The sequence below is a fragment of the Priestia flexa genome (assembly GCF_021441905.1).
Lineage (GTDB): Bacteria > Bacillota > Bacilli > Bacillales > Bacillaceae_H > Priestia > Priestia flexa.
In genome coordinates this window covers 488,449-512,363 of sequence record NZ_CP090431.1, presented here as the reverse complement: position 1 = coordinate 512,363, position 23,915 = coordinate 488,449, and the positions used below count along the sequence as shown (strand labels likewise).

General features: G+C 38.7%; 26 protein-coding genes and 1 pseudogene. 10 read left to right on the top strand and 17 right to left on the bottom strand.

The window, feature by feature from the left end:
- Nucleotides 1-2: 2 nt before the first annotated feature.
- The 4 genes from LZP85_RS02635 to gnd all read right to left on the bottom strand — a co-directional run bounded on the left by LZP85_RS02635 (nt 3) and on the right by gnd (nt 4,687).
- Nucleotides 3-584, bottom strand: a complete 582-nt coding sequence (locus tag LZP85_RS02635) for a DUF1349 domain-containing protein (protein WP_206833272.1) — start codon at nt 582-584, stop codon at nt 3-5.
- 77 nt (nt 585-661) lie between these two features.
- On the bottom strand, nt 662-1,987 hold the full coding sequence (locus LZP85_RS02630; protein ID WP_061786020.1) for a GntP family permease: 1,326 nt from the start codon (nt 1,985-1,987) through the stop codon (nt 662-664).
- A 240-nt stretch (nt 1,988-2,227) separates the two neighbouring features.
- Nucleotides 2,228-3,769: a gluconokinase gene (gntK, locus tag LZP85_RS02625; protein ID WP_025908650.1), complete on the bottom strand. Its 1,542-nt coding sequence runs from the start codon at nt 3,767-3,769 to the stop codon at nt 2,228-2,230.
- A 21-nt stretch (nt 3,770-3,790) separates the two neighbouring features.
- Complete coding sequence (gene gnd, locus LZP85_RS02620; RefSeq protein ID WP_025908649.1) at nt 3,791-4,687, bottom strand: phosphogluconate dehydrogenase (NAD(+)-dependent, decarboxylating); 897 nt, start codon at nt 4,685-4,687, stop codon at nt 3,791-3,793.
- Between the two features lie 148 nt (nt 4,688-4,835).
- Between gnd and LZP85_RS02615 the strand changes: the two genes are divergently transcribed.
- Both LZP85_RS02615 and LZP85_RS02610 read left to right on the top strand, forming a co-directional pair.
- Nucleotides 4,836-5,681, top strand: coding sequence for a MurR/RpiR family transcriptional regulator (locus LZP85_RS02615; protein WP_119543578.1), 846 nt, complete (start codon nt 4,836-4,838; stop codon nt 5,679-5,681).
- Between the two features lie 128 nt (nt 5,682-5,809).
- Nucleotides 5,810-6,283, top strand: a complete 474-nt coding sequence (locus tag LZP85_RS02610) for a GNAT family N-acetyltransferase (RefSeq protein ID WP_025908646.1) — start codon at nt 5,810-5,812, stop codon at nt 6,281-6,283.
- 43 nt (nt 6,284-6,326) lie between these two features.
- Here LZP85_RS02610 and LZP85_RS02605 read toward each other — a convergent pair whose 3' ends face one another.
- Nucleotides 6,327-6,869 carry a phosphatidylglycerophosphatase A family protein gene (locus LZP85_RS02605; protein ID WP_025908645.1) on the bottom strand — a complete coding sequence of 181 codons (543 nt, stop codon included), beginning with the start codon at nt 6,867-6,869 and terminating at the stop codon, nt 6,327-6,329.
- A gap of 204 nt (nt 6,870-7,073) precedes the next feature.
- On the opposite strand from LZP85_RS02605, the gene LZP85_RS02600 reads away from it, so the two are divergent.
- The 4 genes from LZP85_RS02600 (at nt 7,074) to LZP85_RS02585 (ending at nt 9,316) form a co-directional block, all read left to right on the top strand.
- Entirely contained in the window at nt 7,074-7,475 is a 402-nt protein-coding gene (locus LZP85_RS02600) for a hypothetical protein (protein WP_061786023.1), read from the top strand.
- 91 nt (nt 7,476-7,566) lie between these two features.
- Nucleotides 7,567-8,292, top strand: a complete 726-nt coding sequence (locus LZP85_RS02595; RefSeq protein WP_025908643.1) for an alpha/beta hydrolase — start codon at nt 7,567-7,569, stop codon at nt 8,290-8,292.
- 82 nt (nt 8,293-8,374) lie between these two features.
- Complete coding sequence (locus tag LZP85_RS02590; RefSeq protein ID WP_025908642.1) at nt 8,375-8,887, top strand: YjcG family protein; 513 nt, start codon at nt 8,375-8,377, stop codon at nt 8,885-8,887.
- Nucleotides 8,888-8,893: 6 nt separating this feature from the next.
- On the top strand, nt 8,894-9,316 hold the full coding sequence (locus LZP85_RS02585; RefSeq protein WP_025908641.1) for a GNAT family N-acetyltransferase: 423 nt from the start codon (nt 8,894-8,896) through the stop codon (nt 9,314-9,316).
- Between the two features lie 98 nt (nt 9,317-9,414).
- On the opposite strand, the pseudogene LZP85_RS20840 reads toward LZP85_RS02585, so the two are convergent.
- Nucleotides 9,415-10,715: pseudogene (locus LZP85_RS20840) on the bottom strand (spore germination protein).
- A gap of 482 nt (nt 10,716-11,197) precedes the next feature.
- Between LZP85_RS20840 and LZP85_RS02570 the strand changes: the two are divergent.
- On the top strand, nt 11,198-11,875 hold the full coding sequence (locus LZP85_RS02570) for a DUF421 domain-containing protein (RefSeq protein ID WP_076512612.1): 678 nt from the start codon (nt 11,198-11,200) through the stop codon (nt 11,873-11,875).
- A gap of 62 nt (nt 11,876-11,937) precedes the next feature.
- Here LZP85_RS02570 and LZP85_RS02565 read toward each other — a convergent pair whose 3' ends face one another.
- On the bottom strand, nt 11,938-12,180 hold the full coding sequence (locus LZP85_RS02565) for a hypothetical protein (protein WP_061785614.1): 243 nt from the start codon (nt 12,178-12,180) through the stop codon (nt 11,938-11,940).
- 163 nt (nt 12,181-12,343) lie between these two features.
- On the opposite strand from LZP85_RS02565, the gene LZP85_RS02560 reads away from it, so the two are divergent.
- Complete coding sequence (locus tag LZP85_RS02560) at nt 12,344-14,653, top strand: UvrD-helicase domain-containing protein (RefSeq protein ID WP_206833274.1); 2,310 nt, start codon at nt 12,344-12,346, stop codon at nt 14,651-14,653.
- 41 nt (nt 14,654-14,694) lie between these two features.
- Here the strand turns inward: LZP85_RS02560 and LZP85_RS02555 are convergent, their stop codons facing one another.
- From LZP85_RS02555 to LZP85_RS02535, 5 genes are all read right to left on the bottom strand, one after another.
- Nucleotides 14,695-14,955 (bottom strand): sporulation-specific transcription regulator SpoVIF, encoded by a 261-nt coding sequence (locus tag LZP85_RS02555; protein WP_025908120.1) that lies wholly within the window; start codon nt 14,953-14,955, stop codon nt 14,695-14,697.
- 219 nt (nt 14,956-15,174) lie between these two features.
- Nucleotides 15,175-15,294, bottom strand: coding sequence for a YjcZ family sporulation protein (locus LZP85_RS02550; protein ID WP_076512614.1), 120 nt, complete (start codon nt 15,292-15,294; stop codon nt 15,175-15,177).
- 82 nt (nt 15,295-15,376) lie between these two features.
- Nucleotides 15,377-15,556 carry a hypothetical protein gene (locus LZP85_RS02545; RefSeq protein WP_119543574.1) on the bottom strand — a complete coding sequence of 60 codons (180 nt, stop codon included), beginning with the start codon at nt 15,554-15,556 and terminating at the stop codon, nt 15,377-15,379.
- A gap of 70 nt (nt 15,557-15,626) precedes the next feature.
- Complete coding sequence (locus tag LZP85_RS02540; RefSeq protein ID WP_167556173.1) at nt 15,627-15,785, bottom strand: hypothetical protein; 159 nt, start codon at nt 15,783-15,785, stop codon at nt 15,627-15,629.
- A gap of 70 nt (nt 15,786-15,855) precedes the next feature.
- Entirely contained in the window at nt 15,856-16,311 is a 456-nt protein-coding gene (locus LZP85_RS02535; RefSeq protein ID WP_119543573.1) for a hypothetical protein, read from the bottom strand.
- A gap of 252 nt (nt 16,312-16,563) precedes the next feature.
- Here LZP85_RS02535 and LZP85_RS02530 point away from each other — a divergent pair, with 252 nt between their 5' ends.
- Both LZP85_RS02530 and LZP85_RS02525 read left to right on the top strand, forming a co-directional pair.
- Nucleotides 16,564-17,295 (top strand): BMQ_0737 family morphogenetic spore coat protein, encoded by a 732-nt coding sequence (locus tag LZP85_RS02530; protein WP_206833276.1) that lies wholly within the window; start codon nt 16,564-16,566, stop codon nt 17,293-17,295.
- 107 nt (nt 17,296-17,402) lie between these two features.
- Nucleotides 17,403-18,260: a hypothetical protein gene (locus tag LZP85_RS02525; protein WP_119543097.1), complete on the top strand. Its 858-nt coding sequence runs from the start codon at nt 17,403-17,405 to the stop codon at nt 18,258-18,260.
- Between the two features lie 46 nt (nt 18,261-18,306).
- Here the strand turns inward: LZP85_RS02525 and LZP85_RS02520 are convergent, their stop codons facing one another.
- The 5 genes from LZP85_RS02520 to mgtE form a co-directional block, all read right to left on the bottom strand.
- Complete coding sequence (locus LZP85_RS02520; RefSeq protein WP_119543098.1) at nt 18,307-18,642, bottom strand: DUF1360 domain-containing protein; 336 nt, start codon at nt 18,640-18,642, stop codon at nt 18,307-18,309.
- 63 nt (nt 18,643-18,705) lie between these two features.
- Nucleotides 18,706-19,179, bottom strand: a complete 474-nt coding sequence (locus LZP85_RS02515) for a CotO family spore coat protein (RefSeq protein WP_025908126.1) — start codon at nt 19,177-19,179, stop codon at nt 18,706-18,708.
- Between the two features lie 129 nt (nt 19,180-19,308).
- Nucleotides 19,309-20,091: an enoyl-ACP reductase FabI gene (gene fabI, locus LZP85_RS02510; RefSeq protein ID WP_025908127.1), complete on the bottom strand. Its 783-nt coding sequence runs from the start codon at nt 20,089-20,091 to the stop codon at nt 19,309-19,311.
- Nucleotides 20,092-20,424: 333 nt separating this feature from the next.
- On the bottom strand, nt 20,425-22,284 hold the full coding sequence (locus tag LZP85_RS02505) for a monovalent cation:proton antiporter family protein (RefSeq protein ID WP_119543099.1): 1,860 nt from the start codon (nt 22,282-22,284) through the stop codon (nt 20,425-20,427).
- Nucleotides 22,285-22,393: 109 nt separating this feature from the next.
- Nucleotides 22,394-23,770, bottom strand: coding sequence for a magnesium transporter (mgtE, locus tag LZP85_RS02500; RefSeq protein WP_119543100.1), 1,377 nt, complete (start codon nt 23,768-23,770; stop codon nt 22,394-22,396).
- Nucleotides 23,771-23,915: the final 145 nt, after the last annotated feature.

The following is a 23,915-nucleotide window of genomic DNA, read 5'->3' as shown; positions in this document are numbered from 1 at the left end:
TTTTATTGTTGAATTTCAACAAATTCAAACGAAGCTTCGTACCCTTCTCCCTGCGGACTGCATGCATAGATACCGATTTGCACAGTCTCTTCTTCTGTGAATAAATGCGCAATTCTTAGCTGCTTCCACTTCTGTCCGTCAATAGAATAATAGAGCGAGTAGTCTTGTCCTACTTTCTTCATTCGAAAGTAAAGAGCTGACTGATCCTCTTCAAAATCCTGCGTAGACCAGTCTGAGTAGCCGTTATTGGTAACAACCGCTCCCAGCTTGTTTGCTTCGTTCGGAATGTACTCAACGGATGATTTAATCCACGTATCCTTTGAGACACGTACCATTAATCCTGCTTGGTCGTAGCGGTTCACAGGCTTGGTATGTACTTTCGTTGTAAGCTGAAAATCTCCAGATACTTCTTTATAAAGAAAGTGACCGTTATCTGCTTGAAAACCGTAGTGCGTTCGCTGCCAAAAATCCGTATTGGCCTCAGGTTTGATGACAAGATGTTGCTCGTTTAATTCGAAATGGGTTGGCTCTGAAAACCATTTGAAACCCTTTAAAAGTTCTGTTCCGTGAAACGTCTGTGACATGTTTTTTCCCCCTTTACGCTTTACTTCTCTAATGTAGCACAAAAACGCTCTTTCTATATAGAAAGAGCGCTTCAAAATTAAACAATTAAGTTTACGATAAGTACCGTACCGAACGCAATAAATGAAAGCAATGTTTCAAGTACCGTCCACGTTTGGAACGTTTCTTTTACCGTTAAGCCTAGGTATTCTTTTACCATCCAGAAACCTGCATCGTTAACGTGTGAGAACATCAGTGAACCTGCGCCTGTTGCAATAACAAGAAGCTCTAGATTTACACCTGACATATGCTCGATAACCGGCGATACAATTCCTGCGGCCGTTGTGAGTGCTACTGTTGCTGAACCGGTTGCGATACGAATTAACCCTGCAATCATAAACGCTAGAACAAGTGGTGATAGTGAAAGGTTCTCTGACATTTGAGCGATTGTTGTACCTACACCGCTTTCAATTAGAACTTCTTTAAATCCTCCACCTGCACCGATGATTAAAATAATCGAACCAACTGGCAGCAAGCACTCTTCTGATAGCTTTTTGATTGTTTCTTTTGTCATGCCTTGCTTCATACCTAAGAAGTAGAAAGCGACAAAACACGCAATTAATAGTGCGATTAGCGGGCTACCGATAAAGACTAGAAGCTTTTCAAGACCACTTCCTAACGGTAAGTACGGCGCAACCGCTGATAAAATCATTAGTAAGACTGGTAACAAAATAACAAAGAATGAGATCCCTGTTCCAGGTAATTCTTTTGAAAGAGTTGTTACGCGAATAAGTTCTGGCTCACCTTGTGGAACAACGCGCTTATGAATCCACTTTGCGTATACGGGTCCTGCAATAATAGCTGCTGGAATGGCAACGATTAATGAGTATAAAAGAACGCGTCCAAGGTTTGCATCGTAAATGCTAATGGCAGCTAGTGCGCCTGGATGCGGTGGTACCAATCCGTGTACAATTGATAAACCTGCGATAACTGGTAAAGCAATTAATAAAATATTTTGTTTCGTTGTTTTATGAATTGAGATAACGAGCGGTAGTAAAATTAAAATACCAACTTCAAAGAAAACGGGAATTCCGATAATGAATCCTGCGATAAGCATCGCCCACGGTAAACGCTTTGTACCAAATGAACGAACAAAGAAGTCTGCCACTTGCATACCTGCTCCGGAGTCAGCCATTAGCTTACCAAGGATCGTTCCAAGCGCTAAAATTCCAACTAAGTGTCCAAGTACGCTGCCCACTCCTGTTTCGTAAGCTTTTACAATTTGATCTAATTCTAACCCTGACGTAACCGCTAAGAAGATGCTGGCTACTGTTAAGCTAATAAACGCATGCCATTTAAATACTGACACCCCTATGATAACGATTACAATTGATACTAAAGTCATCAGTAGTAAATAAGTATCCATGTTCATTCCGCCTCTCTTGTTTGATATGTAATCGGTTTCTTTTTTCATTTAAATAAATCGAAGCCTTGTAAGCTTCCAAACCATTAAACTTGTTATCGCTTTCAATTATCTTTCAATAGAAAACGATTTCATCAACTACTTAAATTATATGAAAAAATTTTTCTTAATTCAACCTTATTTTAGAAAAAATAATATTTTAATGCAAAAAAAGTACCAAAGGGTACTTTTTTTGCGCTTTTATTATTCTACGTGCTTCTTTTGAAAGTTTGCGATATTGGCATATTCTTCACCTAATAAACGCGATAAGCGAATATAGATAGGTGTTAGCTCTTCATAAATGGAAACATGAGCTTCAATTGGCTTATGGTGATGCGTTGCACCGACCATATCGGAAACAACTTCAAGAGAATCGACTTCTCCTAAACCGTACATACCTAAAATGATTGCTCCTAGACAAGAGCTTTCAAAGCTTTCAGGAACCGATACGTCTTGGTTAAAAATATCAGCCATCATTTGACGCCATAGTGGTGAACGAGCAAAGCCACCTGTTGCTTGAATTTGCTTCGGCTCACCGATTAGCTCTTCAAGTGCTAATAAAACCGTATAAAGGTTAAAGATAACACCTTCTAAGACCGCACGAATCATATGTTCTTTTTTATGGTGTAATCCAAGGCCAATGAATGAACCTCTGGCATTCGCGTCCCAAAGCGGCGCTCTTTCTCCAGATAAATAAGGATGGAACAGCAGGCCATCCGCTCCTGGCTTCACCGTATTTGCAATATCTGTTAGCATTTCATACGGATCTTTCCCCAAGCGCTTAGCTGTCTCTACTTCGGCTGCACCCAGCTGCTCTTTTGCCCATCTGAAGATCATTCCGCCATTGTTCACAGGACCGCCAATTACCCAGTGGTTTTCCGTTAACGCATAGCAGAAAATACGACCTTTTGGATCCACAACCGGACGATCGGTTACGGCACGAATGGCGCCGCTTGTTCCGATTGTTACCGCTACAACTCCAGGTTTAATCGCATTTACACCAAGGTTTGAAAGCACTCCGTCACTTGCTCCAACAATAAATGAAGTGGTAGGTAAAAGGTTCATTTCGGTTGCAAGATCTGGATTTAACCCTTTCATACAATGTGTCGTTGATACCGGCGTTGATAATTTGTCAGCTGATACGCCGCTTACCTTTAACGCTTCCTCATCCCAGCTTAAGTTTTTTAAGTTAAACATACCTGTAGCTGATGCAATTGAATAATCCACTACGTATTCGCCAAACAGCTTATAAAACACATATTCTTTAATTGAAATGAATTTATGAGCTTGTTCCACAATATCCGTATGCTCATGAGATAGCCACGTCAGCTTTGCTAATGGTGACATCGGGTGAATTGGTGTTCCGGTACGCAGGTAAATTTCATGTCCGTTCCACTCATTCTTAATCTTCTCTGCCCATTTCGCACTTCTGTTGTCTGCCCACGTAATACACTTTGTGATCGGCTTACCGTTTTCATCTACTGCGATGACGCTGTGCATCGCAGAGCTAAACGATACGCAAAGAATATCTTCCGGATTCACATTGCTTTCGTTCATGACGCCTTTAATTGTTGTAATGACGGCTTGAAAAATTTCCTCCGGGTCTTGCTCTGCTACATCGGGTACGGGTGCATATAAAGGATACTCAACTCCTTTTCGTGAAAGAGCCGTTCCATCTATTGAGAATAGAACGGACTTTGTACTTGTCGTACCGATATCAACTCCGATTGCATATTTGGTGCTCATGCTGCTTTCCCCCTTGTTTGATTATTTCTTAACTGTGCTATGTCCTCCGAACTCGTTGCGAAGAGCCGCTACTACTTTCCCCGTAAACGTATCTTCCTCTAATGAACGATAGCGCATCATTAAGGATAGTGCAATAACAGGTGTTGGTGCTTGTAAATCAAGCGCTTCTTCAACCGTCCATTTCCCTTCACCAGAAGACTGCATAACCCCTCTAATTTCATCTAGTTTTGGATCTTTCGAGAACGCATTCTCCGTTAGTTCCATTAACCATGAACGAATAACTGATCCGTTGTTCCAAACGCGCGCTACTTTTTCGTAATCGTAGTCGAATTGGCTTTTCTCAAGTACTTCAAATCCTTCAGCAATTGCTTGCATCATGCCGTATTCGATACCGTTATGAACCATTTTTAAGTAGTGGCCGCTTCCGCATTCACCAGCGTACAGGTAGCCGTTTTCTACACAGATATCTTGGAATAATGGCTCGATTGTGCTGAATACTTCTTTGTCTCCACCAATCATTGTACATGCTCCGTTTCGAGCACCTTCCATACCACCGCTTGTACCTACGTCAAAGAAGAAGATTCCTTTTTCTTTTAAGTCGTTTCCGCGACGTACAGATTCTTTATAGTTAGAGTTACCGCCGTCAATTACGATATCTCCTTCATTTAATAAACCTTTAAGTTGCACTAGCGTTTGTTCTGTTGCATCTCCTGCTGGAACCATTACCCAAACAATTTTTGGAGATGGTAGCTTTTCAATTACTTGCTCTAATGAATCAAACGCTTCTACGCCTTCACCATTCATTTTTGTTACTGCTTCTTTATTTAAGTCGAATGCTACGACATTGTGATTGTGGTCACGCAAATTTAATGCTAAATTGTAACCCATTTTTCCTAAACCTACTAAACCTAATTTCATGATGTATGTCCTCCAGAAAAAAATTTTCTTGTCTATTCACTATTATACGAAATTTTTTTCATAACCGCAAACGATTACAAGAAAATTTTTTTCGTTAATTATTCTATGCTATACTATCTTTACAAATATTCTGAAAGGAAATTAGTTTATGACGCAAAACTGCTTAGGAAACATTCGGTCTCATTATGCTCGCTTTAGCGATAAGGAAAAGAAAATCGCGAATTATATTTTAGAACACCCAGAAGATATTATTCATAGCACCATTAATGAAGTTGCTGATAACCTAAACGTTGCGGATGCGACGGTTTTCCGCTTTTGTAAACGAATCGGCTTTAAAGGCTATCAAGCTATGAAAATTTCTTTAGCAGCTGAAATTATGACGCCTATTCAGCAAATCCATGAAGAGATTACTGAGGATGATAATGAACGCGTCATTGCTGAAAAAATTTTCCGTTCAAATATTCGAACGCTCGAAAACACGCTTCAAATTTTAGATAAAGACGCGATTGAAAAAGCAACTCGCCTCCTGCAGCAAGCAAAGAAAGTCTACTTTTACGGTACGGGTGGATCGGCTATTATCGCGATGGATGCTTACCATAAATTTGTTCGAACGGGTACAGAAGTGTTTGCGTTTATCGACTCTCACTTTCAGCTCATGTCGGCATCTCAATTAACGAAACATGATGTGGCGGTCATTATCTCTCATTCAGGTACAAATAAAGATACGTTAAACATTTTAAATACGGCTAAGCAGCACGGTGCGAAAACCATTGGCATCACGGGCTTTCCAAAGTCACCACTTAGTCAAAATGTAGACGTTGCCCTGTATACAAGCTCTGAAGAAACGGAATATCGTTCCGAAGCCCTCGCTTCTCGCATCGGCCAATTAAGCTTAATTGACGCTCTTTACGTCAACATTATGATTGCCAACAAAGAAAAAGCAAAGCACTCTTTAGAAAGAGTACGAGACGCTATCTCAGAAACGCGTATTTAAAAGCCTGTGATATAATAACGCAGGCTTTTTAACATTCCTTCTTTTTTTTCATATGCTATAAGTATTCACGCTAAGTGGGCTTTTGACTAGTGGTATGCAAACTGATAAAAAAGCAGGTGAAACGAAAAATGGAAATCGTCTACCGAACAGCAAGAATAGATGATTATCAAGGCGTTAATGCGGTTTTAAAAGAATCTTTGGAGCTTCACGCCCACGCTTTACCCTCTTTATTTAGCACAGACCATATCGTTATTTCGTATGAACAGTATCAAGCCATCCTCTACTACAACTCCACTGACATTCTAATTGCTGAATACAACGGGCGTATCATCGGCGCTTCCGTTGTTGAGCTAAAATACTCCCCTCCTGTTAACGATCAATCTTTCATGTATACTGCCTACATTCAATATTTTGGTGTTAAAAAAGAGTGGAATAACTATGGAATTGGAAAAAAGCTATTTCATCGAACAAAAGAATGGGGGCGTAAAAAAGGGGCAAGTGAGCTTCAACTGACCGTGTGGGCTTTTAATCAAAAAGCCCAATCCTTTTACGAGAAGCTCGGTCTTAGCTCTCTTAGTCACCTTCTTTCTACAAAACTCTAACAAAAAAAGCGAGATGCATGTTCTCGCTTTTTTTATGAAATGATTATCGTTTCTCTAGAGATTCTTGGTAGCTTTCTAGCTCGTCTCGCTGACGATGAGCCAAGCGGCTTGCTGCGCTTGAAGCAACGCTCGCAATTAAATCATCTAAGAACGTATGAACTTTATGCTCATTCTCTTTTTTACAATCTAGCTTTTTAATGACGCCTACTTTTACCTTGTCCAGATAACCAAATGTCGTCACAGCAATGCTTCCATATGTAAGGACTGCCCCTAAAGCAATGGTTTCATCAACGCCAAATAGCCCTTCATCTTGCTCTACAATGCTTTGAAGAGGTTCTGAGAGCTTGCCTCGTTCCGCTAATTTATCTAGTTCAATACCGACTAAAAGCGCATGCTGAATTTCACGTTTTTGCAAAACACGCTCAACGCTTTCTGCACACTGTTGAATGGTTAGGTCTGGGTGATAAGGCAGCTGAAGGTCATACACAATCTCTGCAATATCAAATACTGAAACGCCTCTTTCTTCCAATAAACCCAGCGTCGCTGCCGTTACTTCTTTACTTGTTGGGATTTTTTTTGATGTCATCTTCTCCCTCTCCTTTGTCTAATGATGTACATGCCACTTATCTTCAATAGTTCTACACATTCAGTCAAAATCCTTTTTCACTAGGGCCTCCACCACACACAAATATGCGAACCTGCCTATTAATTGGTATAATTATTTTATTGATTGAAAGAAAAAGGAGGGACAGCGCAAAATCAGTCCTTTAGGTATTGGTTACGCACCAGCATGTCACAACACGAAGAAGAATATAAGCCGAAAAAGCTCGGGAAAATTATTTTACTAGCAGCGATTGTCATCACAGCATTGTTTTTCATTAGTCAGATTATCTTTTTACTTATCTCAGGATTTAGCAGCAATAAAGACGAAGTTGCGTTTTTCGCTGGGAATCATTACTCCATTATCCGTGAAGATGATACGTATCGCTTGTATGATAAAAAGACGAAGAATGTCATTTTGGATAACGTGAATGGCTATTACTCGAACAACGCTGTGTATAGCTATATTAAAAATGAAGAAGAATATGTCGTTATTAACGAACAAGAAGAAGAGTACATTATTCGTGAGATTGATCCAAGCAATTCCCAAGAAAAAGAGCTGTTTGAAAAGTTTACGCCATTGTCTAAATAAGAGACGATGGCTTTCTCTTTATCCTACCTAGCTTAAATATGCTACAATAAAGGTAGCGTTTTCATTCACTATCAGTATAGGAGTCGATATCATGTCAGAAAGCAAACGGCATTTAGAAGAACTATCTTTTTACAGCGAATCACTTCAAGAAGACGTGACGCTGCTTGTGTATTTACCTTCAAACTATTCAACGCTGTATAAATACTCACTGCTTATCGCGCAAGATGGGAAGGATTATGTCATGTACGGTCGAGCTCCTCGCTTAATTGATGAGCTTATGAAAGAATCTACTATCGATCGCACCATTTTTGTTGGTATCCCTTATAAAGATCCGTCCGACCGTCGTGAAAAATATCATCCGAACGGCTCACAGAACGAAGCATATATTCGCTTTTTAGCTCATGAACTCATTCCGTTTCTCGATGATAAATATCCTACTTATCAAATGGGGAAAACCCGAACGCTAATTGGGGATTCGTTAGCTGCGACCGTTTCCTTAGTAACAGCCATTCAATATCCAAATACATTCGGCAACGTTATTATGCATTCACCGTTTGTAAATGAAGATGTCTTAAAAGCTGTAAACGAATTTTCAACTCCTTCTCTGCTGGATTTATATCATGTCATCGGCACACAAGAAACGGCTGTAAAAACAACAAAAGACGGCGTATTAAATTTTATTGAGCCGAACCGACAGCTTCATGAAGCAATGAAGTCTAAGGGCTATGCGGTCTTTTACGATGAATTTGATGGCAATCATACGTGGAAATATTGGCAGAAAGATATTAAACGTTCACTTGAGATGATGCTTCGCTAGAAAGATGTCGCATTGTCGGAAAATTTGTTATACTAAACAAATGATATACATATTTTAAATCATTTATGTTGGAGGGATTTTTATGAAATTTGGCGTTGTTCTTTTTCCATCAAAAAAACTGCAAGATGTAGCGAACTCTTACCGAAAGCGCTACGACCCTCATTATTCATTAATTGCACCACATTTAACGGTAAAAGAAGTATTTGAAGCTTCAGAAACTGAAATTGAGCATATCGCTGCTCAGCTTCGTCAAGTTGCAAAAGATGCTAAGCCATTCACGCTAAACGTAACCAAAGTTAGTTCATTCTCTCCTGTGAACAATGTGATTTATTTAAAAGTCGAACAAAAAGCAGAACTAACGGCTCTTTACAATATGCTACACGAAGGGCAACTTAAACAGCCGACTGAATACACGTTTATTCCACATATCACAATTGGTCAAAGACTTTCAGATGATGAGCATTTAGATGTATACAGTCAGCTTAAATTAGTAGACGTTGCGCACGAAGAAGTTATCGATCGCTTTCACTTAATGTACCAATTAGAAAATGACACGTGGACGGTCTTTGAAACATTTAGATTTGGAAAGGAATAAAGATGTATGGAAATTAAAGTAGTAGCAACAAAAGACGAGCGGGAAGATGCGTACTATGTAAGAATGAAGGTCTTCGTCGAGGAACAAAAGGTCGATGTGGAAGAAGAAATCGATCAATACGAAGAAGAAGCAACGCATATCGTTGTGTATGATGAAGGTAAGCCAGTAGGAGCCGGTCGCCTACGCGTAGTTGATGGCTACGGTAAAATGGAGCGTATTTGCGTCATGCCTTCACATAGAAAAGCAGGTGTTGGTAAACTTATTATGAGCAAAATGGAAAGCCTAGCTGTAGATAAAGGCTTATCCAAACTCAAGCTCCATGGCCAAACTCATGCCGAAGGCTTCTATGAAAAGCTCGGATACGTAACGGTTTCAGGTGAATTTATGGATGCTGGCATTCCACATGTGGAAATGGTTAAAAAGCTGTAAAAACGTGTTTTATTATAGTCAAAACAAAAAGCGTGTTGCCTATAAGCAGCGCGCTTTTTGTTTGCGTCATTTTTAATTTAATGATGGCTAGCATTATTTTAAGCCTGTTTGCTAGAGAATTTCTTTCGGTTTCTTAGAAATGCGACAAAAAGAAGCACCAGCGGAATGACTACAAAAAGAGGGATATGTAAAACCTTTATTACTATTGTTAACCCTTCTTGAAGATGCTCTTGAACATTGCTTGCACTCATAATGGATATAAATAAAATAGTGATGCCAAAAGGATAAGAAAGGCGTGAAGGGGATTCAACTTTAAATAAACTTGCTGCACTTAGCATAAATAAAAAGCGAATTGATCGAGCTGAAATAGCCATCTCAAAAGCTGGAGTCGCAAAGCTAGCTATAGCTGTAATTGAAACAACAATAACCATAGCTGGAGCAATTAGCGAAATAAGAAACATAAAGATTCGTAATAAACGAATAGATGTTGCAATGTCAAAGCGAGCATAGTAGTCTTCTGGAGATTGGAAGAACTGCATAAAAATAGCCGGAACGATTAATATAAAAGGTGTTCCATCTACAAAAATAGCTATTCATCCTTCTGATAAATTTCCCGCTACTACATCTGGTCTTTCCGTATTATAAACGGTAGGAAACGGCATCAGTGTTTGATCTTCAATAAACTGTTCAATATATCCCGATTCAAGGATACTATCGATATCGATTTCTTTCAGCCTGTTGCGCACTTCTTGAATAATTTCTTCTTTCACGACGCTGTTTATGTACATTAGATTGACCTTCGTTTTCGTTATACAACCTATTTTTAAAGACTCCGTCCGTAAGTCAGGGCTCTTAATAATCCGCCTTACCAGTGCTAGATTTACTCCTATAGACTCTGTAAACGCAGCTTTTGGACAACGAACAACCATTTCAGTAGTCGATTCAGAAATAGCTCGAGTTTCTCCCCAGCAGCACTGGCGCTTAGCACTTTATTTATTCCGTCTACAAGTATAATTGTGTCACCTGCTGTTAAGGATAAAAACACATCTTCCCACTTATTAATAACCGATAAATCATCAATAGTTACGATACTTTCCGAAATGACGTCTAAAGCATTATTTACAGTTATATTTGTTTTGCTCGGCTCTTTGGTTATAGAATCAATTAAAGAATCTTGAATAGATTGATTGTCTACAATTCCTTCTATATAAATAATTGCAACTTCTATCTCCAAATTCAGCCCTAATTTTAAATGTCGAACAACTATATCCGAACTGTCACCCATTTTCTGTGCGATGTACTGACGGTTTGCTTCTAGAGAAGATTCTACACAAGAATTAGAATCATTGGCCGTATGCGAATTCTTTTGTTTTTTTTGTTTCTTAAAGAACGAAGGCATGAAATGAAACACCTTTCTTTTTATTTCTATTATCTTAACCTTACAGGGATTTCTTATGTGAGATTTTGCATTTTATATCTTTTTATAAATTGAGATAAAAAGGGAAAGTTACTTAAATGGAGTGTGTAAGCGATGAAAATTATAGGTATTGCTTTTCTAGTGTTAAGCTGTTTAATAATATTTTCCTTGGTTATTGATATTTCTCAACAATTCACTATTCATGAGGCGCTAAACAATGCCATAAGTCCATTTCGCGTAATGGGCATTGGAGAAACTTTTGCTCTTTGGTTACTTGTCTTTCTTTTTTTTGTCCAAGCATTTTATTTCTCCTGGAAGGACAAACGCAAAAAGAAGTAGGTACGCCTTGATGTAGATACAAGTAAAAATCCTCTTTGGATACATGGCTTTTTCATGTCAAATTTCATTGGATAAAAGAGCATTTATCTTTCCATACTAATAAATAAATATGGAAACAAGGTGAAATAATGGAATTTATAAGAATTGCTTCAGAGTTATTTGTAGGCTTTATTTGCTTGTTTTTTTTGACGAAATTATTGGGGCGTGCGACCATCACACAGCTCACAACGTTTGATTTCATTTCAGCGCTTGTGCTAGGTGAACTGGTTGGAAACGCGCTATATGATTCTGAAATAGGGATTGGAAGGATTGCATTTGCTGTAGCTGTTTGGGGCGCACTCATTTACTTTACGGAAGTTATTACACAAAAAAATATTCCTTTTCGTTTGTTTCTAGAAGGACGACCTTCCATTATTATTCGGAATGGGAAGGTTTCTTACAAAGAGCTGCAGCGTAATCGATTAGATATTGATCAACTATTGCACATGCTCCGCTCTAAGAACGCTTTCTCTATTCGTGAAGTAGCATATGCCATCTTAGAAACGGACGGCACAATGAGCGTTTTATTAAAGTCAGACTATGCTGCTCCTACCAAAGGTGATTTTCAATTACCTGTTACACAACCGACTCTTCCAATTGCCTTTATCAGTGATGGACGTATTTTGACTAAAAATTTAACGGAGTCAGGCTTTACAGAGGAATGGTTACATCAAGAAATCGGAAAGCAAGGAATTCCTAGTGTTAAACAAGTATTATACGCAGAATGGCAGCAAGGCGATGCACTTTTTATTCAAAAGTATTAGCGTTTGTTAATACAGAATAAAAGCATCGCCTTCTTTTTTTTAGATTAACACAACGAGAATGTTTAGGCTTTCTCGTTGATATACGTTCCTTTTGGAACATCTTGCTCAATGAATTGTGGAGCTTTTCTATGCTGATAGCGCACGTAGTTGTTCATGGAAGATAAAGGTAATGTAGAGTTTCGTTTATTTTGTAAGCTCGCAATTGGTTGGACATTTTGCACGGTTAGCGGCGTGTTGTTTTTCAGCTGACTTCTTTGCGCATATTGAATCGATTGATACGGTGTAATAGGTAAGATATAACCCATATTCTCTCCTCCTTTTATAGGTTTTTTCCCGTTTTAACAAGAGATATTCGACATTTTACATAAACAGTTGTTTCACCTTCTACCTATTCGACAGTCATTTGAATATGGTATGATAGTCTTTAGCTGTTTTAACCGAAATGAAACGACAAAGGAGGTCAGCGGTATGCAAACTGCTCTACGTAACGGGAAGAATATTGCACTGGACACATTAGGTCGCAACCAGTTTCAACTGATTTATGAAGCAGGAATTCGAAATGAATTAACTTGTGCTCATTGTAAGGAACCCGTTCATCTTGCAATTGGAATCCATCGAGCTCCATATTTTTATCATCGTAACGCTCCTCACGAACGCTCAGAGTGTATGAAACCATCTCCTAAAAAACAACCCGTTTCTGTGCTGGCTTCAAGTGCAAGCTATGAAGAACAAGGAGGATTTCGGATTCCAAAAGGCAGAGCAATTGGGAAAAACGAAGTAAAAAATGAGCCTCAGTGGAAAAATTCTACTTTTTTCACCCCAATTCCTGCTTTTTCAGCATCAAAAGCGGAAGTGAAAGAAACGAATTCACCCTACTTTCATACATTGAAAGAACATCAAATTACGTTAGATACAAATCAGTGGAGCTCAGTTACTCACTCTGAAGGACCTCTTCTAATTTTAGCCGGGGCAGGAAGTGGAAAAACAAGAGTCTTAACCGCTCGTACTGCTTATATGATTCAAGAGCATAAAATTGATCCGCGTTCAATTATGCTCGTAACGTTTACATCAAAAGCAGCAAAAGAAATGAAAGACCGTTTAGCATCTTACCCTGGAATATCACCATCAATTATTAGGCAGATGCTCGTCGGTACATTTCATAGTATTTTCCTTCGGATGGTTGTTCATCATGCGCCTGAGTCTTGGCAAATGAATCGATTGTTAAAATGGGATTGGCAAAAAGAACAGATTTTAAAAGAAGCAGGCCGAGAAATAAATCTGGATGAAAAGGATTTCCCATTTGACCAAGCCATTCAACAGATCAGCTATTGGAAAAATACGCTTTTGGGTGTGAAAGATGTTCGCCCTGCTAGCCAGTGGGAAGAGCAAGTTCACCATTTGTATGTTCACTACGAACAAACAAAACAAACGCAAGGGCTGTTTGATTTTGATGACATGCTAGACGGTTGCTATCAAATGCTTAGAGATAACCCTGAGCTGCTTGTTCGTTATCAAAAGCGATTCCGATACTTTCTAATTGATGAATTTCAAGATATTAATAAAGTTCAGTATGCTATTATGAAAATGCTAAGCGCAGACTCTAAAAATTTATGCGTTGTAGGTGATGATGATCAGTCCATCTATGCGTTTCGTGGCAGTGACCCAAGCTTTATCTTAAATTTCGAAAAGGATTTTCCTGGAACGAAAAAAGTAACGCTTCACCAAAACTACCGCTCTGCTCATTCGATTGTGTCAGCCGCCAATAAGGTCATTGAGCGCAATACGGAGCGTCATACAAAAAATATGAAGGCACAGTTTCACCATGATCATGTGCCAACCTTTTTCTTCCCTTATGATGAAGAAGAAGAAGCCACAATGATTGTGCGAGATATAAAAGAAAAGGTTCAAACAGGTGCGTCCCCTTCTGACTTTTCTATTTTATACCGTACTCATGCTTCTTCACGTGCGGTTTTTGAACGGCTGTCCCAGTCAAACCTTCCGTTCACCATTGAGCAAGATGCAGATTCATTTTATGAACGTCGGATTGTGAGAACGATGCTTGCTTTTTTACGTCTTAGCTTAGATCCAAACGATAATCAGTCGCTTACTAGTATCGTACAGGCACTATTTTTAAAGAAAACCATCTTAAATGACTTAAAAGCAATGAGCATTTTAAATGACGTATCATTTGTCGAAGCGCTTGGTCACCTAAAGGATTTAAAGCCGTTTCAACAAAAAAAGTTACAAAAGATTATTCCGTTGTTTTCAAGCTTAAAAAAGATGAAGCCTGTTAATGCCATTGAAACCATTTCAAAAGATATGGGCTTTGATGATTTTGTCAAAAAGCGTGGAAATGAAGGAAATGCCATGGAAAAAGGATCAGACGACGTTCGAGACTTAAGAGTTGTTGCACGTAAATTTTCAACTGTCCAAGAACTGCTTGACCACGCAGATCATATGATTGGCATGAACAAAGAAATGAAGGTTTTAAGTAAGCAGTTTAATGAGAGCGTTCATTTAACAACCATTCACCGTGCTAAGGGCCTTGAATATAAGCACGTATATGTTTTAGGTAATGTAGATGGCGGTATTCCTCATGACTACGCGCTGGAAGCGTATCGAAACGGTGAGATTGGTGCATTGGAAGAAGAAAGACGCTTACTCTATGTAGCGATGACGCGAGCAAAAGTATCCTTATACCTATCAGTTTTACAAACACGACGAGGAAAAACAGCGTACCCTTCTCGCTTTTTAAAACCTTTTTTAAAAGCATATTAGTCATTGAATAATAAAGAGCCGGGGAGTCCCCGGCTCTTTATTTATTTCTTCTTCTCATTCAGCATTTTAGAAATGGTACTAAAGTCAATGGACTGATTATTGCTAGCAAGTGCTTTGACAATCTGATCTTCTTTTTGTTTTGAAATTGGTTTATTTGCAATTTGAGCTACACGTTTGACAATATTGCGCACGGTTTGTTCATCTTTAAAGTTTGCATTTTGTACGGAGTTCGCTAGCTCGAAAATATCCTTCATATTAACGCCTGTTTTCTTTTCAATGTTCTTAAACATATTGTTATCCATTTACATTGCCTCCTTTGGCATATAAAGCTTATGAAACCAAATTGCCTCTAGCCGCCATATTGTGTGAGAAGAAGCGGTTCTGTACGGAATACTCTATCGTATGCAGCAGCTGCCCAGATGGTGACCACTTTCAATCGACGGTTTGTGAGGTACACTATCAAAACAAAGTACGAGTGAACGTTCACTCGTACTCTTCTTTACTATATTCAGTAGAAGGGATTAGTTGTAACAAGCACAACCAATGATAACTAATAAAATAAATAGTACTACGATTAACGCAAAACCACCGCCGTAACCACCACCGTAGCCACAGCCATATCCGCTGTATCCAAAGCCCATAATTACACCCCCTCTGTCCTTCTTCTCTATACAATATGTGAAGCGGAATGGATTGGTATGGGCTTTTGGTCAAGAAATATTTTCATTGTCCAAATGGGTCATCATTATACAAATCATCAATTTGCTTTTCTTGCTTTTGTAATTGACGCTCGTGCTTTTCAAACTGGTGAGATAACTTTTCTACTTCATCCATCTTCTTTTCATGAGAACCAATAATTTGCTCTTCAAAAAACTTCTCTAATTGCTCAAAAAAATCTCCCATGGCATTCACCTCCTTCTATACTATGTATAGAAAGAAAAAAAGTACTGCCAAGATAGGCAGCACTAATGACTTAACGCTTCGGTAATTTAGCTCCGCAGCCACAGCCACCTTGCTTTGGCATTGGCTTTTGCACAGGCTTTGAAGGATATTTTACTGCTTTTTTCATCACCGGCTGCTGATAGTAATGAGGGTGCAGGTGAGGGTATGCTTGATTTTGATTATAATACATCCTATGGTCCCTCCTTTTCACAAAATGCAATCTATGACATTATATTCAGTTTCCAGCAAGAAGTTCAGTATTATTTGTCCATTTTACGCTGCAGCTTTAAAAACAAGTCCTGATTGCTAATTTCACGCTCACGGCTGACCGACTGCTGCCTCATCTTATGCCTTTGAACGCCACTTAGCTTTTGCTGAAGTTCACTGAGCCCTTGATCAATCGTTTTATCAAATGATGGGTGTGCATTTACAACTTCCTTCTGTTTTGCAGGTTCTTTTGGCTTTACAGCTTCTTTTGCTTTTGCTTCTATCTTTGACTGCGCTTTTTTCTCCTGCTCTTTTTGTTCATTGATCATTGCTTTTAACCAATCAATTTCTTCAACTAGCTTTTTATTTTTCTCTTTATAACTCTCTAAGTCTTCCCGAAGTTCTTCGTAATTTAGCTCTTCACTCTTATATTTTTGATATTCTTCCTTATAGAACTCTAATTCAGCTTTTAAACTTGCAATATATTCTCTTACTTTTACTTCAGCCACAGCGCTTCACTCCTCCATGTCAGCTAGTTACTCATAAAATTTCTTTCTAGATGAATAACACATTTTCTTAATATGAATATGCTGTAAGTGAGTTTATTATTTCCTTCAAATTTTATGCATAAAGCGAACTTTTCTAAATTCCGCTTTTGTCACGGTCACACAAAACCGGGTCATTCATACACTATAGTAGTCCGATACCTAGTTAACGAACAGCATAAAGGAAGGACAATTACGATTAGGAGGTAAAAAAGAATGGGAGAACATTTAGAATCATTATGTATTCGCGTTCCTAAAGTATATGATTGGGTGAAACGTGAAATTGAAGTAGCACGTATTTTTAGTTCAGAAGATTTATTATTTGGCGCTTTCGATCCTACATCACCTTTTGTAGATATGGAAGTTATCTTAACAGATGAAGCGGGTAACCCAGTTGATCTTAGCGACGAAGATTCAATCGCAGAAGTATTAGAAGTCTCAACTGCTAGAGGAACTGGCCGCAGAGAAAGAGAAATCTTATTACCTGATGGAGAAACAGTAACGCTACACGAAGTAAGATTATCTATCAGTGGTTTCTACCGCATTAAGTTTACAAGAGATGAGTTTGGCTGTGACGATACTGGAGCACCAGCTTGCTTCTTATCAACTGTATTACCATGGTCTACAACACAACGCTTCTACTTATGTGCACCAGAAGGCACGTATCCAGCTGTACGTTTAGATCACTTTGAAGGTCAAGGAAACGTTCAACTATCATCAGCAGGTTTATTCCAAGGTTTAGATTTAGACATCATGCTCTGCATCAGTGTGCAAGTAGAACGCTTTGTAAATATTGAAGTTGAAGGTAGCTATTGTCACCCTCGCCCAGAACTTCTAGAAACATTAGGATGCGGACCAATCGTTCATCCACCACAATGTCACGATTTATTCCCTGGCACTCATCATTCTCATCATGAAGATCACGGCGGAGAATACGAATTCGAATAAGTCAATGCATAATCAGAGGAGAATTTTTCTCCTCTTTTTTCATTGATAGCTGTTGCTTTGCATACATATGGAATATCGATAGCTACGTTACGAAAGGAGATTACAAGATGTCCCCTTCATCTAAAGATGACTCAATGCTAATGCGCCAAAAGCTCATTCACTATAAATCCGAACTGAAAAATTTTGAAAATCAAATGAGACAGCTGGAAAGAGCGCTAGACCGCGAAAAAGAAAACGCCTTATTTTGGAAAAATAAGCATGCGGAAGCCTATTCAGTCAATGACAAAGATGCGGAATTAGAAGAACTTGAAAAAGAACTTTATCAGCTTAAAAATGAGCACTCCGAACAAGCCATTATCATTGAATCGCTCAAAGAGAGAATTTCTCGTAAACAGCCGATTATTGAAGAGAAAGTGATTGAAAAAATCATTGAAAAGCCTGTTGAAAAAATAGTTGAAAAGCAAGTTAAAGTAGAAGTTGATCGCTTTCAAGCAACTGACATCATCAGTTATTTTCAACACTCTGTCTTGTTACCAACTCCAGATGAGGAAGAAATGATGATTCTTGGAAACGCTGTGGTTACAAATCAAACAAGCAAATCGCTTGTCTCACCAATTATCTGCTTAAAAGTGAAGCCTCATGAGAATGTATCGCTAACGGGAAAGGTTATTGATGAAAAGGAAATTGAAAATTCCACCATTCCCTCATCAGCTCTTCAATGGAAGTATGCCCACCCAAAATGGCGAGAAAAAATAAAGCAAGATGGCGAATACTGGATCAGGCCCACTCGTCCTACCCAGCTAGCACCCAATCAGCCAATGCGTTTTGAATCGTTTCAGCTTCTCATTCCAAAAGAATTAAACTCATCTTTTGTCATTGTAGAAGGGTATTTTTACAGTGAGGAGTGGAAGCAAGGAATTCCTTTCCTCAATAAAATCGTGCTTACTCTTCCAACAGAAGAATAAAAAAACAATCGGCTGTAAGTCGATTGTTTTTTCTATGCCCGTCCATTTATTTCATAAATGATTCAACAATCCCTGCACACCCGGCAATCGCTAAAACAATAATTACAGGAATAGCTACCTGCGGGAATAGCGTATAGCCTGCATAAACCGCGATTGCACACCACATGCCCGTACACCAATAGCAGCTTAAGAGTTCTCCAATCCACTTTCTAAGCCCTTTTCCTTTTACCGTTAAGTAAGTAATCTCATTTCCTTGTTCATCAGGCTCTGTAACCATTTCATGAAACGGCTTACGAATAAATCCTGTAATCTTATCAAATACAATCAGCCTTGTGAGGCGAAACGTAGCAAAAACGAATAAAAATAAATAAATCCAGGTCATTTTAAACCCACCTTTACTGAAAAAAGCTAACAAGAAAAATTCATTTGTTAGCTTTTTACTTCTTTAAATCTTAACAATTGAAATCGTTACGATATCTTTGACAGGCACCCGATTCGGCTTATCATGTGGAGGAGCTAAAATTGATACTTCACCGTCTACAAATTCCACAATTGTTCCGATAAACGAATTTCCTTCTACACTTATTTCACAAATTGGCTGCGACATATGTTTTGGAAACCCACATAGAAAATTAAGTTTTTCACTAATGTTCATATATTGAAATGCTTTATTTGGCTTTTTTTGCTCTTTCTGTTTATGAACATTTGCAGGTAACCCAGCTTTCTCAGGTTTAACTTCCTGTGACTTTACGTCTTCAATTGGTGAGAAAGTTGGTTCTTCTTTTAAGGGCTCCTGCTCTTTTTCATTTTGCTTCGAGCTATAAAAATATTGCATAGATCTCGTTGTTTGTGCTTGGTTCGGCTGCACAATATACATTAAAGGCTCGTTGTCTTCGGACCTTGAGCGAGAGTCAGTCATGAAGCATACCTCCCATTGCTTGTTATCGTTCTCTTAAAAATGTATGCTTGCTTGCTAGAAAACTTGTTTCTTTTTTTATAACGACACAAAAAAAGAGCGCTACATGCCGTAGCGCCCTTACAAGAACGATTAACGTCCGATAATATGGAAACCAGAATCCACGTGTAGGTTTTCACCTGTAATTCCACGTGATAAATCACTGAATAAGAATGTTGCCGTATCGCCAACTTCTTCTGGAGTCGTTGTGCGACGAAGCGGTGCACGCTCTTCAATTTGTTTTAAAATTGAGTTAAAGTCGCTAATTCCTTTTGCAGATAACGTACGAATTGGTCCTGCAGAAATTGAGTTAACGCGAATACCGTGCTGACCTAAGTCTGAAGCTAAGTATCTTACGCTAGCATCTAAAGAAGCTTTGGCTACGCCCATTACGTTATAGTTCTGAACAACGCGCTCTCCACCTAGATAAGTTAGCGTTACGATGCTTCCGCCTTCTGTCATTAGTTCTTTTGCTTCACGAGCAACAGCCGTAAGTGAATATGAGCTGATATTGTGAGCTAAAAGGAAACCATCACGAGATGTATCTACAAAATTACCGTCTAAATCTTCGCGATTTGCAAACGCGATACAATGTGCTACGCCGTGAATATGGCCTACTTCTTCTTTAATTTTTGTGAAACATGCTTTAATATCTTCATCTTGCGTTACGTCACAAGGTAATACAAGCGTATCTTCACGCTCTAATGAAGCTGCAAGATCGCGAACGTTCTTCTCTAAGCGTTCTCCCGCATATGTAAATACTAAACGTGCGCCTGCTTCGTGCAGTGAGCGAGCAATACCCCATGCAATGCTTCGTTTATTTGCTACTCCCATAACAACAAATGTGCGATTCTCTAAGGATAAGCTTTTTAACATCTTTTAATATCCTCCTACTTATTACAAGTTATTAGTACCTGGTATTAATATAAGTATAACATAGAAAGAGCAAAAAAAGCTATCATTTATATAGACAAAGAGACTGAAGCTTAGTGAAGTGCTTGCTTCTGAAAAGAGGAAGCTAATCCTTCTCACTGCGCTACTGGGTCTCAGTCTTTCCTATCGTTCGCGCAGGAGTCACGTATCTTATGCTCCATTTCACTTTTCTTTAAACGTGGTTTCCGAATCAAAAAAATCCGAACAATTGAGAGTTACCTCTTAATTGTTCGGATAAATTATTGACTAGGTTACTTCCATCTAAGTCTTGTTTCACTAACGAATTTTATATTCCAACAGCATTTTCAGCTCGTTTACGTATGAGCGCGATCCCGTTACAATCAGTCGGTCATCTAACGCTAGTTCCGTATCACCGTGAGGAACGATGGAGTCTTTACCTCTAAAGATACGAACAAAGATGACATCACCCGTAAATGGGAATTTACGAAGCTCCACTCCCTCGTATTTTGGGTTACGCATATTGATTTGATAAAGAGCCGACTCTTGGTTTGTTAAGATATTTAAAACCGTCGGTGACTCAATTAACGCTTTTAATAGTGCTGTTGTTGACAATAGTACGGAGAAGACTTCCACTTGGTTTGCTTTTAGCTTTTCATCGAGCTCTGGCGTTTCAACACGCGCAATGACTCGACCTGTCCCATATTCTTTGGCAGCTAATGCAATCGATGTATTGCGCTCTTCTTCTCCTGTTGTAACAACGAGTACATCCGTATCTAAAATACCTTGTTTTTGTAGATATTCTACATCATAAGATTCAATATCATTAATATTAAAAACAGAGTCAGACGTACGGTTATCCAACTTTTCGTTCGACGTATGATAAATCGTTACGTCATACATATTTAAATCAAGATCACGAATTACTGGTAGGGTAAATTGATTCGCACCAAGCATGTTAATCTTAAGTTTCTTCTCATTGATCTCTGGCTTTGGAAACAGCTTTCTAAAGACGATTGGTGTAATAATACACGTGATAACCGCCACTAGAATGAGGGCTCCTGACATTTGTGAATCAATGACACCAATGTTTTCACCAACCGTAGCTGCTGCAATAACAAGTGAAAGCGTTGATGTTAATAAAAAGCCTGATGCTAACACTGTTTTTGTATCGTACCAAATGCGCATAATCATTACTGGTAACAGCTTTGATAACAATAAAGCTAAAAGCAATAAAGGCATTAGAATAAGTACTTTTGAATCTCCAAACAGCGACCAAACATCAAGGTCTACCCCAACCATTACGAAAAAGATAGGGATTAAAAAGCCATAGCCGAAGGAATCTAGTTTATGCACAAGATTCTTATCTGGAGCAAGCAGTGATACAAGTACGCCGGCTAAAAACGCTCCTAAGATATTTTCCGCTCCAATTGATTCAGAAAGTCCCACTAGGATAATAATAAGCGCAAATACTGCTCGCGTATCAATCTGAACTGTTCCTTTAGACATCGTTTCAAGGAAGGAACGATGCTTAAACTGCTTACCGATAAAGTAGAATAGAACACCGGCAGCAAATAGAATAAGCAGTAGCCATGTGTTTCCTCCTCCCGATTCTGCATAAATTGATGCAAAAACAGCAAGAAGAATCATCGTCACAAGGTCTGCAATAACAGCAATTAGTAGGATTGTTTGCCCAATGGACTTTTTCATAATTTGGGCATCCTTTAAGGTTGGAACAACAACTCCAAGTGAAATGGTTGAAATAATAAGCGTCATTAGAAACGCATTGTCAATAAATCCTGTCCAGACAAAAATATAGGATAATAACAAGGAAACAGCAAAAATAGCAAGAAATACAATGGTTGATACAGCAAACGAATTCGGAATCGTTTTACCAGATTTCGTCTTTTCCTTTTTTTGTCCACCTGCAAATGCAGAAAAATCAATTTCTAGCCCGCTTAAAAACATTAAAAAGATAAATCCGAGGGTAGACAACGTCTCTAACCACATATCTTGTTGAACTAAATCAAATCCACTTTTCCCGATAATTAACCCCATAATAATTTCAGCTACTACGACAGGGATAACGTTGAGTTTAAAGCGATGAAGTAGAATTGGTGTTAAAAAAGCGACCGTAATTACGATGACAAGAGAGGTTACGGATGCATGATGTTCCATCTACTTTTCCCTCCTTTTCCTTCACTTGCTTAGTATAATAAATGTATATTAAGCTAGTGTTAAATTTAAATGTCAAGCATAAAAGGGAATGCTCAATCTGTCAACAACTCTATTTTAAATAACCCATAAAAGTTGTCGCTAATCCGAAATAAATTAAAATACTAATAAGATCATTAATCGTCGTAATAAACGGTCCAGATGCTACCGCAGGGTCAATCTTCAAACGATGCATAAATAACGGAATAAATGCGCCTGTTAACGTTGCAACAATCAGCGTAGCAAATACAGAAATACCAACTAACGCTCCAAGAATAAAATCACCTTGCCATACATATACAACTAGCGTTACGGCAATACCACAGGAACCTCCTGTAATGACACCTGTTAAAGCTTCTCGAACGAGTAGCTTTAGCTTTCCTTCTTCCTGAATTTCCCCTGTTGCGATACCACGAACAGCTACCGCTAATGCTTGAGTACCCGTGTTTCCAGCCATCCCACCAATCAGAGGAATAAAGATTGCTAAGATGGCTACTTGGTTTAATGTGTCTTCAAAGCGGCCAATTAAGCTTGCCGTCATCATCCCTAAGAACAGAAGAATAATCAGCCAAGGCAATCGCTTTTTAGCTGCGCCGAACGGACTGTTCCCCGCCGTATCGTCCACGTCGCTAATACCCGCAAGTTTGGAATAATCGTCAGATGCTTCTTCGTCCATTACATCAATTACATCATCTACGGTAATGATTCCGAGAAGGTGCTGCTGAAAGTCTACTACCGGTAATGCCAGGAAATTATAGTCCCTCATAATTCGAGCAACTTCTTCTTGGTCTTCCGCAACAGAAACCGCTACAACACGTTCACTCATAACATCACTAATCATCGTTTCTTCATCTGCAACAATTAAGTCTCTTAACGAAATAACGCCTACCAAATGCTTTTGTTCGTCCACAACAAACGTATAATAAATCGTTTCAGCTCCCGGAGCTTCTCTCCTTAAAATTTGCATCGCAGAGCGAACCGTTTGGTTTGCTTTAATAGCGATAAATTCTGTGGTCATGATACTACCGGCCGTGTACTCTTCATAGTGAAGCAGTTCTTTAATTTCATCCGCTGCTTCTTCATCCATAATGGTTAAATAGCTCGCTACTTGCTCTTTATCTAGTTCGTTTAAAACGTCAACGGCGTCATCCGTTGACATCTCAGCTAGCATATCAGCAGCAAACGTTGGATGCATCTCTGAAAGTAAATCTTGATAGTCTTCTTCCGGTACTTCTACTTGTTCGAAAATATTAGCCATTTCTTCTGGTGAAAGCATTTCATAGAGCGCAAATCGCAAATCTTCGTCTAGCTCTTCAAAAAACTGGCCTTGATCATATGGATGCATATCTAGAAATTCTTCTCGAAACGCATCAATTTCATTTTCTTTGAGCAAGTTAATTAATTGCTCCTGAAGTCTCTTTTGCTCTTCTCTTTCCATTGATTCAGTCATAAACATTTCCTCCTCTCAGAACAAAACTTCTCTTACTTTATTATGAAATGAACTAGATTTCAACTCATAACCCGTAGTAAAATTTTAAAAACTTCTGTTTATCTAATTATTATGTGATAAATCTTATCGATAGTTTGCACAATAT

What these genes read in the sequence shown, in the direction of transcription:
- LZP85_RS02530 (WP_206833276.1), top strand. Translation starts at nt 16,564, where the DNA reads ATGGGAGAACATTTAGAATCATTATGTATTCGCGTTCCTAAAGTATAT.
- LZP85_RS02565 (WP_061785614.1), bottom strand. Translation starts at nt 12,180, where the DNA reads ATGGGTTATATCTTACCTATTACACCGTATCAATCGATTCAATATGCG.
- LZP85_RS02520 (WP_119543098.1), bottom strand. Translation starts at nt 18,642, where the DNA reads ATGACCTGGATTTATTTATTTTTATTCGTTTTTGCTACGTTTCGCCTC.
- mgtE (WP_119543100.1), bottom strand. Translation starts at nt 23,770, where the DNA reads ATGACTGAATCAATGGAAAGAGAAGAGCAAAAGAGACTTCAGGAGCAA.
- LZP85_RS02590 (WP_025908642.1), top strand. Translation starts at nt 8,375, where the DNA reads ATGAAATTTGGCGTTGTTCTTTTTCCATCAAAAAAACTGCAAGATGTA.
- gnd (WP_025908649.1), bottom strand. Translation starts at nt 4,687, where the DNA reads ATGAAATTAGGTTTAGTAGGTTTAGGAAAAATGGGTTACAATTTAGCA.
- LZP85_RS02610 (WP_025908646.1), top strand. Translation starts at nt 5,810, where the DNA reads ATGGAAATCGTCTACCGAACAGCAAGAATAGATGATTATCAAGGCGTT.
- LZP85_RS02630 (WP_061786020.1), bottom strand. Translation starts at nt 1,987, where the DNA reads ATGGATACTTATTTACTACTGATGACTTTAGTATCAATTGTAATCGTT.
- LZP85_RS02555 (WP_025908120.1), bottom strand. Translation starts at nt 14,955, where the DNA reads ATGGATAACAATATGTTTAAGAACATTGAAAAGAAAACAGGCGTTAAT.
- LZP85_RS02585 (WP_025908641.1), top strand. Translation starts at nt 8,894, where the DNA reads ATGGAAATTAAAGTAGTAGCAACAAAAGACGAGCGGGAAGATGCGTAC.
- LZP85_RS02515 (WP_025908126.1), bottom strand. Translation starts at nt 19,179, where the DNA reads ATGACTGACTCTCGCTCAAGGTCCGAAGACAACGAGCCTTTAATGTAT.
- LZP85_RS02545 (WP_119543574.1), bottom strand. Translation starts at nt 15,556, where the DNA reads ATGGGAGATTTTTTTGAGCAATTAGAGAAGTTTTTTGAAGAGCAAATT.
- LZP85_RS02605 (WP_025908645.1), bottom strand. Translation starts at nt 6,869, where the DNA reads ATGACATCAAAAAAAATCCCAACAAGTAAAGAAGTAACGGCAGCGACG.
- LZP85_RS02600 (WP_061786023.1), top strand. Translation starts at nt 7,074, where the DNA reads ATGTCACAACACGAAGAAGAATATAAGCCGAAAAAGCTCGGGAAAATT.
- LZP85_RS02635 (WP_206833272.1), bottom strand. Translation starts at nt 584, where the DNA reads ATGTCACAGACGTTTCACGGAACAGAACTTTTAAAGGGTTTCAAATGG.
- LZP85_RS02525 (WP_119543097.1), top strand. Translation starts at nt 17,403, where the DNA reads ATGTCCCCTTCATCTAAAGATGACTCAATGCTAATGCGCCAAAAGCTC.
- fabI (WP_025908127.1), bottom strand. Translation starts at nt 20,091, where the DNA reads ATGTTAAAAAGCTTATCCTTAGAGAATCGCACATTTGTTGTTATGGGA.
- LZP85_RS02560 (WP_206833274.1), top strand. Translation starts at nt 12,344, where the DNA reads ATGCAAACTGCTCTACGTAACGGGAAGAATATTGCACTGGACACATTA.
- gntK (WP_025908650.1), bottom strand. Translation starts at nt 3,769, where the DNA reads ATGAGCACCAAATATGCAATCGGAGTTGATATCGGTACGACAAGTACA.
- LZP85_RS02595 (WP_025908643.1), top strand. Translation starts at nt 7,567, where the DNA reads ATGTCAGAAAGCAAACGGCATTTAGAAGAACTATCTTTTTACAGCGAA.
- LZP85_RS02550 (WP_076512614.1), bottom strand. Translation starts at nt 15,294, where the DNA reads ATGGGCTTTGGATACAGCGGATATGGCTGTGGCTACGGTGGTGGTTAC.
- LZP85_RS02505 (WP_119543099.1), bottom strand. Translation starts at nt 22,284, where the DNA reads ATGGAACATCATGCATCCGTAACCTCTCTTGTCATCGTAATTACGGTC.
- LZP85_RS02615 (WP_119543578.1), top strand. Translation starts at nt 4,836, where the DNA reads ATGACGCAAAACTGCTTAGGAAACATTCGGTCTCATTATGCTCGCTTT.
- LZP85_RS02540 (WP_167556173.1), bottom strand. Translation starts at nt 15,785, where the DNA reads ATGTATTATAATCAAAATCAAGCATACCCTCACCTGCACCCTCATTAC.